The sequence below is a fragment of the Streptomyces sp. NPDC005492 genome (assembly GCF_040605995.1).
Lineage (GTDB): Bacteria > Actinomycetota > Actinomycetes > Streptomycetales > Streptomycetaceae > Streptomyces.
Window position 1 is genome coordinate 1 of sequence record NZ_JBEXDX010000089.1, and the last position, 13,997, is coordinate 13,997.

General features: G+C 71.0%; 14 protein-coding genes. 2 read left to right on the forward strand and 12 right to left on the reverse strand.

All coding sequences use genetic code 11. The annotated features are described in order from the left end of the window. Positions 1-37 precede the first annotated feature (37 nt). The 12 genes from ABZT04_RS45060 to traA form a co-directional block, all read right to left on the reverse strand. The gene (locus ABZT04_RS45060; RefSeq protein WP_356066291.1) at positions 38-1,216 is read right to left on the reverse strand and encodes a hypothetical protein; all 1,179 of its coding nucleotides are present in this window, start codon (positions 1,214-1,216) and stop codon (positions 38-40) included. 370 nt (positions 1,217-1,586) lie between these two features. After that, positions 1,587-2,198: a hypothetical protein gene (locus tag ABZT04_RS45065; protein WP_356066293.1), complete on the reverse strand. Its 612-nt coding sequence runs from the start codon at positions 2,196-2,198 to the stop codon at positions 1,587-1,589. Beyond that, complete coding sequence (locus ABZT04_RS45070) at positions 2,198-5,404, reverse strand: DUF927 domain-containing protein (RefSeq protein ID WP_356066295.1); 3,207 nt, start codon at positions 5,402-5,404, stop codon at positions 2,198-2,200. Before ABZT04_RS45070 ends, ABZT04_RS45065 begins: the two co-directional genes overlap by 1 nt. Beyond that, positions 5,401-5,655: a hypothetical protein gene (locus ABZT04_RS45075; protein WP_356066297.1), complete on the reverse strand. Its 255-nt coding sequence runs from the start codon at positions 5,653-5,655 to the stop codon at positions 5,401-5,403. The genes ABZT04_RS45070 and ABZT04_RS45075 overlap by 4 nt, the downstream gene beginning before the upstream one ends. 117 nt (positions 5,656-5,772) lie before the next feature. Then, positions 5,773-6,129 carry a hypothetical protein gene (locus tag ABZT04_RS45080; protein WP_356066299.1) on the reverse strand — a complete coding sequence of 119 codons (357 nt, stop codon included), beginning with the start codon at positions 6,127-6,129 and terminating at the stop codon, positions 5,773-5,775. 45 nt (positions 6,130-6,174) lie between these two features. Next, the gene (locus tag ABZT04_RS45085; RefSeq protein WP_356066302.1) at positions 6,175-6,516 is read right to left on the reverse strand and encodes a hypothetical protein; all 342 of its coding nucleotides are present in this window, start codon (positions 6,514-6,516) and stop codon (positions 6,175-6,177) included. Between the two features lie 324 nt (positions 6,517-6,840). Further along, on the reverse strand, positions 6,841-7,329 hold the full coding sequence (gene ssb, locus ABZT04_RS45090; protein WP_356066304.1) for a single-stranded DNA-binding protein: 489 nt from the start codon (positions 7,327-7,329) through the stop codon (positions 6,841-6,843). A gap of 90 nt (positions 7,330-7,419) precedes the next feature. After that, the gene (locus ABZT04_RS45095; RefSeq protein WP_356066307.1) at positions 7,420-7,623 is read right to left on the reverse strand and encodes a hypothetical protein; all 204 of its coding nucleotides are present in this window, start codon (positions 7,621-7,623) and stop codon (positions 7,420-7,422) included. 16 nt (positions 7,624-7,639) lie between these two features. Beyond that, a complete protein-coding gene (locus ABZT04_RS45100; protein WP_356066309.1) occupies positions 7,640-8,524 on the reverse strand; it encodes a DUF2637 domain-containing protein in 885 nt (294 codons plus the stop codon). A 6-nt stretch (positions 8,525-8,530) separates the two neighbouring features. Then, entirely contained in the window at positions 8,531-9,052 is a 522-nt protein-coding gene (locus ABZT04_RS45105) for a hypothetical protein (protein WP_356066312.1), read from the reverse strand. A 122-nt stretch (positions 9,053-9,174) separates the two neighbouring features. After that, a complete protein-coding gene (gene traB, locus ABZT04_RS45110; protein WP_356066315.1) occupies positions 9,175-11,169 on the reverse strand; it encodes a plasmid transfer protein TraB in 1,995 nt (664 codons plus the stop codon). Between the two features lie 14 nt (positions 11,170-11,183). Next, the gene (gene traA, locus ABZT04_RS45115) at positions 11,184-11,693 is read right to left on the reverse strand and encodes a plasmid transfer protein TraA (RefSeq protein WP_356066318.1); all 510 of its coding nucleotides are present in this window, start codon (positions 11,691-11,693) and stop codon (positions 11,184-11,186) included. Positions 11,694-11,820: 127 nt separating this feature from the next. Between traA and ABZT04_RS45120 the strand changes: the two genes are divergently transcribed. After that, a complete protein-coding gene (locus tag ABZT04_RS45120) occupies positions 11,821-12,549 on the forward strand; it encodes a GntR family transcriptional regulator (protein ID WP_356066321.1) in 729 nt (242 codons plus the stop codon). A 391-nt stretch (positions 12,550-12,940) separates the two neighbouring features. Then, on the forward strand, positions 12,941-13,636 hold the full coding sequence (locus ABZT04_RS45125) for a hypothetical protein (protein ID WP_356066324.1): 696 nt from the start codon (positions 12,941-12,943) through the stop codon (positions 13,634-13,636). Positions 13,637-13,997 lie beyond the last annotated feature (361 nt).

The window sequence follows — 13,997 nt, forward strand, 5'->3', positions numbered from 1 at the left end:
ACCACATGACGTACCGGGCCGCGGGGGTCCTCGGGGCCTACTCGCCCGGTTGCTGGTCCCACAGGTGCACGGTGTCGCCGGTCCGGAGCGGGGCGCCCTCGGGTCCCTTGATGTGGCCGGAGACGATCCGGTCCTCGTGTGAGCATCCGCCCTCGGCATGGGCCCGCGGATTCAGGCACGTTGACCGGCGGTAGGGGCGGACGGGCCACCGGCAGGACCATTGCGGCTCACGGCGCCCGGTGCTGCCCTGCTCGTCTTCCTTGACGGCCTGCGGGGACGGCCGGTGTGCGGAGTGGACGCGCACGACCCGGACCGCGGACGAGCTGGTGATGCCCTGGCGGCGGTCGCGCTTCGCTCCGGCGCGGGGCCGGGGGATCTCCTCGACTTCGGCCCAACGGCTCTTGCCCTCTTGGGCCATGAGCTGCCACGCGGTGTAGAGCACGTGGGCCCACCGGTCCGTGGTGTCCGGGATCGGGGGCCCGAAGGGGGCGCCCTCCCGGAGCAACATCTCGTTGTCCCACGCGAGCACCGGCCCGTGATCCTGACGGTTGTTGTCGATCATCCCGGCCGTCATCACACCGCCGTCCGCCATGGTGCCGACCACGGTTTCGGGAGGCAGACCGGAGAACAGGCCGCGGGGGCTGTAGAAGGTGATCCACACCCCAGACCAGTCGGCCGGGATCGCGCCGGCCGACCCTGCACCCTTGTGGACCCACCGGACTTGGCCCCGGTCCAACCTGACCTCTCCCGGATTCCACACGGACCATGAGGCGGCCACGATCGGGGTTGTGACCACGGCGGACGCTCCGGGGTACCCGAAGCGGGTCCCGGCCAGGGCCGCCGCGGTGTCCTCGGTGTATCCGCCGATCGGCTCCCCGAACACGATGAACCCTGCCTCGGAGGGGAGGCGGGAGAGCGTCACCGGCTCAATGGGCGGGGTCTGTGCGGCGGCCAGGGCAAGCGCGGTCATGTCCGGGGTCGCGTAGTACAGCTCTGCGTCCTCCATCCGCCGCCGCTCGCACGCGGTGAGCAGGACCGCGCCCACGGACTCCTCAGAGGCTCCGATGCCGGGGACCGTGGGCACGATCGTGAAGCGGCCCGCGGCCAGAGCCTCGCGCATGGTGGTCTTGGTGGAGTCCGCGTCGAGGTGGTCCAGCAACTCCGCACGCCACTCGGGAAGTTGCCGGGGGTCGGGTGGGTCCCATCGGGTGCTCATGACCCACATTTTCGCACGTCAGGGGCCCATTACGTGGGGGTATCGGCTCAAATACCCGAGGGAAACCGGGCCGATACGGGGAGGGAATCCCGGACGTTTCCGCAGGTCAGGGGCCCAATGCGTGCAGGGATTGACGCGGGAGCCGGGAGGGCGGACGGGGCCCGAGGTGGCCCCGTTTGGCGTTTACGCAGGTCAAGTCCCCTATTCGTGGGGGTAAGTGGCCCGATACCCGAGGGGAAGCGGGCCGATCCGTGGGGGTAACCGGCCGATCCCTGGGGGGAGTCGGGGCCGTGCCTTCCCTGGGGGTATCGCACGAGGGCCCCGCCCTCCCGAGTGGGGGAGCGGGGCCCTGGCGTGGTCGGTCCGGCGCCTACTCGAACCGGAAGTGCTCGATGTCCCGGAAGCGGATGTTCACGCCGTACTGCGACCGCATGGCCTCGGTCATCGCGTCGGCCGCTTCCTTGGCCGCGGACTGTGCAGCGTCGCGCGCCTCGGTCACCGGCCGGTTCCGCATTCCGTCGTAGGCCCGCTCGATGGCTTCCCGGTTCGCCTTGCTCGGAGCCTGCGAACCAGTCAGCCACCGGTCAAGGGTCTGCTTTGTGGCGGACACTCCAGCCGCGCCCATGGCCTCGTATCCCTTGGCCGTTTTGAAGAGCTGCCGGAATTGAGCCTCCCACCCCTTGGCCTTATAGGAAGCGGCCGGTTTGGCGGCCCGCCGCTTGCCCAAGGAATTCCGGGCTTTCTCCGCAGCTTTGCGGACTTCTCGCATTTTCTCCGGGGGGAGGTCAATTCGAGTGCGACGAACGCCATTGTTCGCGGGCATGACGTGCCCGGCCCATTCGACTTTCGCCTTTACGTCAACCTTGGTCGGCTCCGCAGCGTTCGCCCAATCCGCGTAGGCCGCTTCGATGGCGTCGGCCACTCGGTCCGCCTCGGCATTCGAGTATTCGTCACCGGCTCCGGTGTCGCGCTTCTTCGCCATTACTCATCCCCCCAAACCTCAGTGCCCTTGACCTTCCAGGTGCCGAACTGCGTCCCCGAGTCGTCCAGCCGGAGTGCCGGCCGTTCGCCCTCGGTCGCCGCGGCCAGGGCCCCGGCCGGGAGGACAAGCTCGTCAACGTTGCGCAGGGACACCGGGGCCATGCCGTCCCCGAGCTGCCGCACCTTGTCGGCCGTGCGCCAGATGGTCGCGGACGCCTGGTCCTTGATGGCGTGCACCCAGTCGGTCCGGCGGCTCCGGCAGTTCCACTTGCGCCGGGTCACCCCGGCCGTGTCGTCCAAGGAGCCGTACATCAGGCCCATGGACTGCCCGAACGCCTCCTTTGCCGCCTCATAGGCGCCCGACTCCCGGCCGTGCGTCTCCAGCGCGTACCGGCGGCACTCGCCGATCAGGTGGGCCCACGAGGACAGCCGCACGGCGGTCCCGGTCCACGAGTCCGAGGCGGACGCGTCCGGCCACCGGCCCGCGGCGGCCAGGTCTGCCAACAGGTGCATGCGCGTGCCGGTGATCCACCGTTCCTCGCCCACGGTCTCCGACCCGAGCGGGGAGGGGAGGTCAGTCTCGGTCCACGGGTAGACGCGCACCTTGTAGTACCCGGGAGCCGGGGCCCCGGTCACGTCCTCCATGGCGCCCGTGTGCTCGAACTCGCCGTGCACGACCCGGACCGACGAAACCGCGGTCGGCCATGAGCCGTTGCGGTCCATCACGGTCACTTCGCCCTCGTACTCCCGCTCCCACGACCACCCGTCCATGACGCGCACGGCATCGATGACCGCGGGCCGCTCCGGCTGCCACCGGGGCGACGTGCGACGCAGGAACGGGGCGAACGGGCCGGACTGCTCCCGGTTGCCCTCCATCGCGAACAGGAGCCGGAGCCGACCCGGAGACCCGCCGATCTCCGGGTCGTCCAGCAACACGAGCCGATCGGCCAGGGCTTCGAGCTGCCGCTCCGAGGTGATGGACTTCCGGGCCACCGCGGCGGCCAGGAACTCCGAGTGCGGGCCGTCCGGAACCACCAGGGCGGGAGTCGCCTTCCTCCCCGGCCGGGAAGGACGGACGTCACCCGAGGGCGCCGGTACGTCAACCGCTTGACGTACAACGGGCGCCGGAGCAGGGGCCGGGGTCGCCTCGGGCCGCGGGGCCGGAACGTCCGCCGGGGCCGCCTCGGGCGCGTCCTCGGGGAACGGGAGGGCCGCCACCTCGGCTCCGATAGTGCCGGCGGGCCACTCGTTGCGGGCCGAGACCGGGGCCGGAACGCAGGTGACATGCCGCCCGCTCCCGTCGTCCCAGGCAAGCGGCTCCGTGCACGGCTTGCCGAACGCGTAGCCGTTGCACGTCCGCGGCTCGGTCGGTCCCTCGGGGCCGGAGCCGTCCGGGCCGTCCTCGGGCCCGTCGCCGCCCTGGCCGAACTCGGTCCCGGCCGCGGTCAGGTCGAACCGGTACAGCCGCGTCCCGAGCCCCTTGAGCGTGCGCAGGACCCGCGGCGGCTTAGCCGGGAGGTTCCGCGCGTCTCCGGCCACGAGGACGGCCGACTCCTTCATGCCCGCCAAGCCTGCGTGCATGGTGTCGGCCAGGTGTGCGCGCTCCGCGACCTCCCGCAGCTTCCCGGGGATGAACCACAGGCGGTTGTCCCCCGTGGACACGAACCCGTGGACGTCGTTGCCCCGTTCCTCCATCCGCGCCCGCAGGGTCCCGGCCGGGTCGCCCGTGCTGAGGTCCACCTCGGGGAACCGGTGCCCCTGCGCCATGGCCGCCATGATGGCTTCCCACAGCTGTTCGGCCGGGGTCAGGGCCGCCGATGCGGACGCGGTGAGCGCGGTCGGGAGCTGCCGGACCGCTTCGGCCTCGGCAACGTCCCCGCACCCCTCGACACCGACCGCGGCGCCCAACAGGTGCGCGCCCACGGCCCACAGAGCGTGGATCTCACCGACCGTGCCCGCGATCCCGCCGCCCTTCGGTGCGACCCGCTGAGACACCGCGTCGTGGGTGTCTTGCAGCTTGGCCAGACCCTCGGAGGTGAACCACCCGTCACGGATCGCCCACTCCAGCGGCCACCCGTGGAAGGTGGCCGCCGCCCGCTTGACCCACTTGGACAGGTGCATGCAGCGGGCCGTGCCCTCGGGCACCACCTGGCCGTCACGGTCCACGTAGACGTTCGGCCAGAACGGCGCCGGGAGCTCGTACAGCCGGGATGCCAGGTCCTCGGACTGCCCCGGGCGCCGGAGCGACAGGTTCGAGCTGGACGACAGGACCGACCGCCACCGACCGAGGGACGTCCCGCCGTTGCCGTCCGCGGAACCCATCGAGCGGTTGGCGCCGCCGACCATGCTGGACATCATCTGTTCGGTCTTGGCCACGCCGTCACCCTTGGCGCTGTTCTCTTCCAGGCAGAGCGGCAGGTACCGGGCCCGCCGGAGAATCTGCGGGATGCCCTGCGCGCTGGAGTTCCAGGACCGGAGGATGCCCTCCTCGATCCGGCCGAACATGCCGGCCTGTACTTCCTGGGTGGTCGACTTCCCCTGTTGCCCCGGGCCGGTGTGGTTGACGATGTGCGCCACCAGACCGAAGGGGGCCACCAGAGGCCCGGCCATGAACGACCCGAGCGCAAGCAGGGTCTTGGGGTCGGCCATGGCGTGCCCGAGGATGGTCCGCCATGCCGTGCGCGCGTCGTCCTCGGCTCCGGCCAACTGCCGGTAGCCGATGTTCTGCGTGTCCGCCTCGGGGAAGAACATGGCCCCGCCGTCCATGTACGGCACGGCCGTGACCTCGGGCGCCCGGTCGCGCGCTTCCTGCCGGATCACGAGGGAGAACGCGAGCTTCGCATCGTTGCCCGAGGGCCGTTCCTGCCCGACCTTCCCGGCCCACGTGCCCCGGTCCAAGTCGTCCTCGGAGACCACCACGCACCGGTCACCCTTGCCCCGGAGCCGGTACTCGATGGTCGTGTCCTGGCCGTCCTCATCCTTCTTCGTGACCCAGCCGGTGACCGGCGGCACGATGCCGACCGGCTCACCCACGGGAGTCTTGTACGGCTTACCCTCGGCATCGAGCGTCGTCTCGTACGCGACCTGGAGAACCATGCGGTCCGAGGGCCGGAACCACCACTCGGTTTTGGAGATCTTCGCGCCCGGGATGCGGGCCGCGCCGTCCGTCTCGCTGCCTCGGGTGGCAGTCGTCAGGGTCTCGGTCATCGGTTCGCCCCCGCCCGCGCAATGAGGCGGTCCGCGTAGGACCGGGCGCGGGTCAGGGTCGGCCACCCCGAGGTGATCAGTTCACCGGCGGCACAGTGCACGCCCCATCCGCCGCGACCGCGCACGGTCCGGCAGATCAGGTAAACGGTCTCCCCGTCCGTCACGGTGGTCACGCGGCCGGAGCCGCCCACCGGGGTCACACGGGGATCAGTGGTCAGGGCGGGGTCTTGCTGGGTACTCTTGACGTACATCGTTGGTCCTTAGCTGACGGATCGATGCCAAGCCCTGGGAGTCGTGTCCTGGGGCTTTCGGCATTCCTGGGGGTGGTTTGCCTGCGCGGTGACCCCCGCCGGAGCGGGGTCGTGTGGTCACGGGGCGCGGGCAGGAGAGGGGCGGTGACACCTCCTCTGAGGGGACAGAGCACGAGGGGCCGGGGCCGGGAGCGCTACGGGCGCCGGCCGAACGGCCAGGACCCGGAGCAGGGCGAGAACGGCCCGCACACCGGAGTGCGGGGCCAGGGAAGCGAAGATGCGGGCCAGGGTCCTACGGGCAGACCGGCCAGCGCCACGGAGCATGCGCAGGGTCGCGAGACGGGCCCCGGGGAAGTTCTCTGCCGTGCCGTATCCGCCGAAGCGCCACATGATCAGGGCGTGTTCGTCGCTCATGTCGAACAGGTCTAGTTCGACGTCCAGAGCGTCCGCGTCCGTGCCGTGGGGCAGGGTCACCGGGTCCACCTCCCTTCTCTGCTGGTCTGTCGCGGGGTCATCGGGTCACGATCCGAGGGGGAGCGGGATGGTCAGGGCGTCGGCTCCGACCGTGGCCCCGGCGGTTTTGATCGCCCGGTACATCTGCGCGAGCGCGACCCCGGCCGCGACCGCGAGTGCGGCGGCGGCCACCAGGAGCAGGGCCTCGGAGACGGAGATGTACCGGGTCCGGCCGTGGCCGCCCTGGTCGATGACGGGGACTCCGCAGCGACGAACGGTGTAGTTCACCGCCGGGTAGTCGCCGGTCGTACGGGCCACGTCGGAGACCGGCACGGTGCCCTGCGGGGTCACGCGCCAGTCCTTGGGGACCGGGGGCGCCTCGGGGGCGTTGGTCGCTGTAGCGGTCACGTCTCCCACCCTTTCGATAATTGGTATCGATCTTAGGGCCCGTCAGGTCCCTTCCGCCACTCCCTGGTTGGGTGAATTTGGCGTGTCGCTCCCGGCCGGGAAGGTCTGTACGTCATCGAGTCCGCGCGTACGTCAAGTGGTTGACGTACTGCGGGCCCCGGGAGTGCCCTCCCCTTCCCGGCCGGGACCGAGGGAGAGCTCCGGGTATGGAAGGCGGCCCGGCTTTCCCCTGGGGGATGCCGGGCCGCCTGGCCGTTCGTCGGTCACCGTACGGCGGTGACCCCCAATACGGGAACGTATCGATCGGGGGCCCCGCCGCCCTCCCTAGAAGGGGGGTTCGTCGCTGTAGCCGCCGGTCCCTGCTCCGGCTCCCGCGGGAACCTCGGGCCGGGTCCGGGACGCGCTTGCCCACGTCTCGTCTCCCGGGGCCGATCCGCCGGTCTTGCTCACCTTGGACACGACCGCGGTCGCGAACGTGAGATCAGGGCCGACCGCGGACCCCTCGATCTCCCACGCCGAACGCTTCTCGCTGGTCTTCTCGTCCGTCCAAGAGCGCTGCTTGAGGTCGCCCACGACCATCACGCGCATGCCCTTGGACAGAGTGCCGGCCACGTTCTCCGCGAGGGACCGCCACACGGTGACCCGGTGGAAGTCGGTCCCCGACTCGCGCCACTCGTTCGCCTGCCGGTCGTAGGTGCGGCGGTTGACCGCCACGGAGAACTTCGCGACCGCGGCCCCGCTCGGGGTGAACCTCAGCTCAGGGTCGTCGGTCAAGTTGCCCACGATCGTGATCGGGGTCGTTGTGTTGCTCATGTCTCGTCTTCCGTTCTGTGATCCCGCCCCACGACGGGAGCTGCCGTTTCCGGCAGCTCCCTGCCGACTATGCCGGGAGATCCATTGAATTCAAGGGCTGGTAGGCAGCTCGTCAAAGAGCTGCATCTGACCGGCCACGCGGGAGATCCCCCGGGCCTTCAGTCGCCGGAACTCCGCGGCCACCCACGAACGTGAGTAGCCGGTCAGGGTCACGGCCGTGGTCTGTGGCTGTCCGGTCGTGTAGCAGTCGCGCACGATCTGTGCCGCTCGGTCGCGGGTCATCTGCTCGGACATGGCCCCTCCCTCGGGGTCAGGCGGTCGGGACGACTACGCGCTGCCAGGCAGCACGGAGCCGGGCGGCGGATGCGGTGTAACCGAGCTCCCGGAACCGGTCCTCCATCTGCCGGTACGACCGGGGCGGGTCGGTCTCACGGGCCAGGAGCACGACGACCGCGTCGAGTTCCGCCTCGGAGAGCCGTCCGCCGGTGTTCGGCAGAACGTGGGTCCGGGCGGTGTCGGTCTCCGGGTCGGTGGCCGTGTCGTACGCCTCGGGCGCGTCGGTCTCCGTGTCGGCCAGGTTCGGGAACGGCACGGGAAGTGCGTCGCCGTGACCCGTCGCCGTGTCGGCTCCGAGGGCCGCCGTGTCGTTCCGGTAGTCGTCCGTGTCGGTCGCGCGGTCCGTGTCGGTTCCCGTGCCGGAGCCGACACGGACCGGCACGCGGGGTGCGTCGGCCGGGACCGGGGCCGTGTCGGCAAGGGGCTGAGTCGACACGGTGACCGTGTCGGTTCGGGGACCCTTGGCGCCCTGTGCCGTCATGGCGGCCAGGTGCACAGCCATGGCGGCGGCCAGGGGCGGCACGGCCGACACGGCGATGACCAGGGGCGGACCCACCACGATGTGGTGAGTCGACACGAGGTGACCCGTCGCGTTCAGGACCATCGACCCGACGACCGTCACGAGGGTGAGCCACCGGCCCAGCTTCCGTGCCGCTTCCGGCAGTCCGGCGGTGAGCCAGACCAGACCCGACACGAGGGCGAGCACGTCAACCGACACGGGAAGCGACCACTTCATGACGTGTCCCCAGCCGACCGCGCCGCCCAGCGTCGCGAGTGTGTCGGCCGACGCAGCCATTGCGACGGATGCGACGACCGCCGCGCCGGACACGAGAACGATCCGAGTGTTGATGTTCGGCATGGTGACCTACTTCCGCTTGCTCTGGACGACACGGACGCTCTGGACGACCGACACGGAGAGTGTGTCGGCTCCGGGGCGCCTGCGGCACAGAAGGGCCAGAGCGACGACCGCGACGGTTGCAACTCCGAGGTACGGAGCCGCCGCCGACACGGCCGACACGGCGGCCCCCAGGGCGAGCGACAGACCCCAGACGACGAACCCGACGACACCGGCCATGGCCGACACGGCGGCGGTCACGGCCGACGCACGCCAGACCCACCGGGGCACGATCGGGTCGTGCTCGGGGACGGCCAGGGCCGCGGACTGGGGGAGCAGGGCGCCCGACTGCACCAGGGCCGCGGCGGTGTTCTGCCGCTCCCATGCCGCGATCAGGTCGGCCGTCGACGGAAGCGCCGGCCGTTCCGGGGCCGCCTCGGTCGTCTCGGTCGGGGTGACCAGGGAGGCGGGGGAGTCGGGGATCAGGAAGCGGGCCAGGTCGTCGGGAGTGACCTCCTGACCCGGTGCGCGATACTCGTTGTTGCTGCTCACGGGGTTCTCCTTCGTGGGTGTCGGGCCCGGTGTCAGGGCCCGCTGTCAGGGCGCTGTCAGGGCGGATGTCAGCCGCTCTGACAGCGCGTCTACCTGGGGACTTGGTGTCAGGTGTCAGGCCGTCAGGCTGACGTCAGGGCCGGGACGATCCGGTACTTGTGGCCTCCCGCGGGCACGAGGCGACCCTCGCGACCGAGGCGCCCGAGCTCCGCGGCCACCCACGGCCGGGAGCGGCCGATCCGGTCGCAGTGCTCCATGACGTCCTTGGTCTGGATGACCATCTGACCGTTGGACTCGAAGTGCCGGAGGATGTCCTCCATGGCCGCCTTCGGGTCCTCGGGCTCGGTCCCGGCCGCGGCTCCGAACATCGGTGCGTCCGTCGCCTCGGGGAGTTCCGCCTCGGGGTCGATCCCCTCGTCTTCGGGGTCCACCAGCGGCTCACCGGTCGTCATGTCGTCTTCCGTCCTGACGGCACGCTGCGGGCCGTCCTCGGTCGCGGCCGGGGTCGTCGGCCCCTGGCGGTCGGTGTAGATCTGCCCGGCGACCGAGGCGGCGGCGGTGGCCGTCACGTCGTCCACCGGCATGCGGACCCCGGCGAACTCCCGCGTGACCCACTCCAGCGTCACGGGGTTGTTCCGGAACGTCCGGGACGGGGTCGACCACAGTTCCTCGTCAATCCCGGCCGTGACCAAGTAGCAGTAGCCGGGCCGCTTGTTGCCCCACGCCCCGGGGTTGGCGCCCGCGTCCAGGACCTCGGACGGGAGGGCGAAACCCGCGTCCCGCTCGTCCACGCCCATGCACAGCGCGGCCGGGAGGGACGCACGGGTGTCCGTGCTGATCTGGTAGCCGGACGCGCGCTGCATCGAGACCACGAGGGAAGCGCCGGCCGACCGGGCTTCCTGCGCGATGCCGGTGAACGCGTCGTCATCGACGGCCCGCAGGGTGTTCGCCGCTTCCTCGAACCACCCGATCAGGTACGCCATGCCGGGGCATCCGCAGGCCGTGCGGTCCGGGCGGCACGTGTGGGCCGGGTCGTTCTGCACGAGGGCCGCCGCGGGCTCCCACGACCGGTACCCGTGCTCTCCGAGCCAGGTCTGACGCGCGGGGATGACCGCCTCGAACGCTGCGATCATCACGGCCGCGCCGTCCTGCGTCGTGACGACCCAGTCACACGCGCCGAACGCTTCCCCGAGGTCCTGGCCCCGCTTCGGGTCGGACAGCCACACGGCCACGTCCCGGCGCGTCAGGACTTCCGCCATGACGTCGAGGGCCGCCTCGGTCTTGCCCGAGCCGGTCACGCCCATGACGAGCAAGTGGATCGCCTGGGGGAGCGTGAGACGCAGCTCCCGGCCGTCGTCGTACACGCCGATCACGAGGGGTTCCGCGATCGAGCCGCCCGGGGAGGACGGGCCGGGGTACCAAATGACCTCCCGAAGCATGTCGTTCGGGACGATGACGATCTCACCCTTGCGGGCCGAATCCGGGTCGGGCCGGTAGCGCACGGCCGTGGTCGGCACGTCCAGACCGGACGCGATCCGGGGCAGTGCCTTGGAGACGTCGTCGTTCGTCGCCTCCCCCGCCGGGAGCGCGTACGGCACGGTGACCTTGTTCGGCTCCACCTTGACCGTGCCGAGCTTGGTCCGAGCCAGACCCACCTTCTCCAACAGGCCCTTGTCCGAGGACTCCCCGACCGCGTCAGGGTTCCGGCGCATGACCATCCGCACGTTCCACGACAGGGCCACGACCGGCCCGCCCATGGCGTACAGGTCGATGACGGGGTGGGTGATCGGACCGGACAGAGCCGCGGCGGTCACCCATACCGACCCGGCCGCAACCGTGATCGCGGAGTGCAACCGGCGCTGCCCGCTCGTGCCGCGGGCCGCCCACCAGGTCGCGCCGGTCAGTGCGACCGAGGCGAGCGTCAGGCCAGCCGCGCCCCACGGGGAATCGGCCCACATCAGGTGTGCGCCCTCCCCGACCACTCCCGCCGCCGCGACCCCGAGCCACGGCGGAAGATGCGGCTTGGCCCGGTGCAACAGGTACTTGCCGACCCCGGCCCACGCCGACTCGCCCTTGAGCTGTTCCTCGTGCTGCTGCTCGATGTCCTTCTCACCCATGACCCCGCCCCCCTCTACTGCCGGGCCCAGTCCATGCGCGGAGCCGAGGGCTTCCGGGCACGGTGCTTGACGCGGTTGATCTCTTCCTCGTACTGCTGCTGGAACTGCGCGTAGCAGGCAGCCGCGTTCTTGGCCGCCGCCGCCGCGGAGTCCGCCGCCTTCGTGAGCTTCCGGGAGACGCGCCAGGCCCGAGCCTTCGAGCCGCCGATACGGCCCTCGGGGTCCGGGACCGTGGACAACACGCCCTTGAGGATCTCCGCACCCATGGCCACCTCGAACGAGATTCCGACCATCAGGGCCCGCAGCGCGTTGCAGTAGTTCCGCACGTCCGCAGGGGAGGTGAAGTCGGGGGCCGGGAGGGATGCCTCGGAGTGGCCCCGGCCGCCCTGCGCGGGGACCGCGGCGCCGCCGTTCGTGGTGCTCTTGGAGACGTTCACGGTGAGGGTCGGGGCGAACGACCCCGCGAACTTCGCTGAGTCGTTCTTGGTGCTGGCGCTCTTGGGGGCGCCGGTCGGTGTGCTCATCTGCCGGGTCTCCGATCCTTGGAGCTACGGGGAGAGCTGTCGTTGTGCTCGCTCTGCCGCTACGGTAGAACAAGAAGTAGCACAGAGCAAGCACACAGCGAGCACAGAGACCCGAGGGAGAGACCGCATGGCACCCACACAAGCGACCGACGTTGCGGCCCACTACCGGCGCGCGATCACGGACGGGGACCTACGGCCAGGCGACCGCCTCCCCACAGTCCGCGACACAGCCGAGCGTTTCGGGGTCGCGACCGCGACCGTCACCAGGGCGTACAAGATGCTCAAGGCCGAGGGTCTGACCGCGCCCAAAGAGCGCGTGGGAACCGTCGTTGCCGACCGGCCCCGCGCCGTCGTCACCGGAGCCGAGAAACTCGGGCGGATGGAGCGGACCGGCAAGGCACTGACCGAGGGCGAGTCGACCAGCGACCATTGGGCCGGGCTCCGGAGTTGCGCAGACTCGGAGATCTGCCGCCTACTCGGCATCGAGCCGCACGACGAGATCGTGATCCGCCGCCGGGTACTCCGGAAGGACGGACAGCCGACCGCCGTGGCGCTCTCCCTGATCAGCGTGCGGGCCCTGGCCGACGTCCCGGAGTTGCTGACGCAGGGCAAGTTGGAGCCGTTTTGGCAGCACACCTACACGGAGCGGACCGGCCGGGAGATCACGCGTTCGCCAGAGATGTACGGCGCACGCCTGGCCAGTGATGACGAACTCCGGGCACTCGGCATCCCGGCGCCGGAAGGGGCCGCCGTGCCCGTGCTCGTGCTCCGCATCGTCCACCACGACGACGATGGACCCGTTGAGGTCTGGGAGGACGTGCACCGGCCCAACACGTGGAAAGTCGCCAGTGCCTGAACTCCCCCGCGCCGGCACGTCCGAACGGCCCTCGGTCCACACCGGCCCCGGGGCCGTTTCTATTTCCGGATCTTTCGTCAGACCCTCGTGCCAAACTCGAATTTGAGACCGCGCCAGCAACCGACAGGAAGGGGGGAACGTGCGAACCGTCCCCGTGCAAATCGTCTGTAGAAACTGCGCCACTCCATACCGCACCACGGTCCGGGGCGGGAACACACGTTGCCCGCACTGCCGGACCTCCCGGCACGTCCGCATCGATCAGGAGTGGGAGGGCCCCGTCACTCCCGATCTCTCCGGCGCCGCCTCCCGCGCCGTACAGGCCGCGGCCCGGCCCGCGGTGTGGGTCGACTGCCGGTGCGGCCACGAATGGCAGTCCCGGGCCAAGGACCGCATGACCATCCGGTGCCCCGAGTGCGGCACCGGGCAGCGCGTCCCGTATCGCACCCACGCCAACACCGGCCCCTCACCCGAGGGATACCGGCCGCCGGCCCCGCCTCGGGCCGCGAGCGTCCGCCGCCCTGCGACCGTATGGGAGCCGGACGACAACCCCGACGACGAGTGGGAGGCACCTGAGCCGCAACGGCCCTCCCTGCCCGACTGGACGCGCTCCGGCGGCGGTCTCGCGGGCATCCTGGCCGCCTTCACGGCCCGCACCCCGGCAGCTCCCGCCCCCGCGCGCCGATCGGCCGCTCCCCGGCCCGCTCGTCCAGCTCGTCCGGCCGTGCCGAATCCGCCGGCACCCCTTCCCGCCCTCCCGGCCGGGGCCCTCGTGCAGCCGGTCGACGTCCCGGCCCTCGGGGCTCGTGAGGAGAACCGCCGGACCCGCGCGTGCCAGATGGTCCGCTCCGTGTCCGTCAGGGGCCCCCTGCTCCTCTGGTACGACCAGCCGATCGGCCTGTGTGAAGCGCTGGACACCACCCAGCCGAAGGACCGGCAGAGGTGCCCCGGGGCCGCGACGCACGCCGTGCGCTTCCGGCAGGACTCGACCGAGGCGGACGCGTACACCTGCCCCGCACACGCCCGTCCCCTGGCCGCACTTGCGGACCATGCGGTGTACGTCACCGCCGCGATTTATCCGCTCCGGTAGACGCGTTTCCGGTGCACCGCGCCGAACCAGCGATGTGCACCGGAAAAAGCGCGCGTGCGCACACCGAAGAACAACACCGCGCCAGCAACCAGCGGAACAGGGGGAAGGCGCAGTGCGCGCACGTTGATTGAGAACGGGCGCGGCCAACCAGCAGCATTTTTCGGCCGTGGCGATTACCGTTCGATCACCCCCCGCCGTGGCCCGCCGTCACCTACCACGGCCCGGCCCGGCTCCGGCCCCTGCTCCCTCCCCCCGGGAGCAGGGGCCGCCGTGCTGTCCGGCCTCCCCGCGGTCCCGGCCGGGGTGGTCGGGGTGGTCGGGATGGTCGGGCAGCTCCCCGCGGCCCGGTACGTCAACCACA

Excerpts from the sequence above, each read along its gene's own strand:
- ABZT04_RS45060 (WP_356066291.1), bottom strand. The coding sequence starts at position 1,216 with ATGAGCACCCGATGGGACCCACCCGACCCCCGGCAACTTCCCGAGTGG.
- ABZT04_RS45065 (WP_356066293.1), bottom strand. The coding sequence starts at position 2,198 with ATGGCGAAGAAGCGCGACACCGGAGCCGGTGACGAATACTCGAATGCC.
- ABZT04_RS45070 (WP_356066295.1), bottom strand. The coding sequence starts at position 5,404 with ATGACCGAGACCCTGACGACTGCCACCCGAGGCAGCGAGACGGACGGC.
- ABZT04_RS45075 (WP_356066297.1), bottom strand. The coding sequence starts at position 5,655 with ATGTACGTCAAGAGTACCCAGCAAGACCCCGCCCTGACCACTGATCCC.
- ssb (WP_356066304.1), bottom strand. The coding sequence starts at position 7,329 with ATGAGCAACACAACGACCCCGATCACGATCGTGGGCAACTTGACCGAC.
- ABZT04_RS45095 (WP_356066307.1), bottom strand. The coding sequence starts at position 7,623 with ATGTCCGAGCAGATGACCCGCGACCGAGCGGCACAGATCGTGCGCGAC.
- ABZT04_RS45100 (WP_356066309.1), bottom strand. The coding sequence starts at position 8,524 with ATGCCGAACATCAACACTCGGATCGTTCTCGTGTCCGGCGCGGCGGTC.
- traB (WP_356066315.1), bottom strand. The coding sequence starts at position 11,169 with ATGGGTGAGAAGGACATCGAGCAGCAGCACGAGGAACAGCTCAAGGGC.
- traA (WP_356066318.1), bottom strand. The coding sequence starts at position 11,693 with ATGAGCACACCGACCGGCGCCCCCAAGAGCGCCAGCACCAAGAACGAC.
- ABZT04_RS45120 (WP_356066321.1), top strand. The coding sequence starts at position 11,821 with ATGGCACCCACACAAGCGACCGACGTTGCGGCCCACTACCGGCGCGCG.
- ABZT04_RS45125 (WP_356066324.1), top strand. The coding sequence starts at position 12,941 with ATGACCATCCGGTGCCCCGAGTGCGGCACCGGGCAGCGCGTCCCGTAT.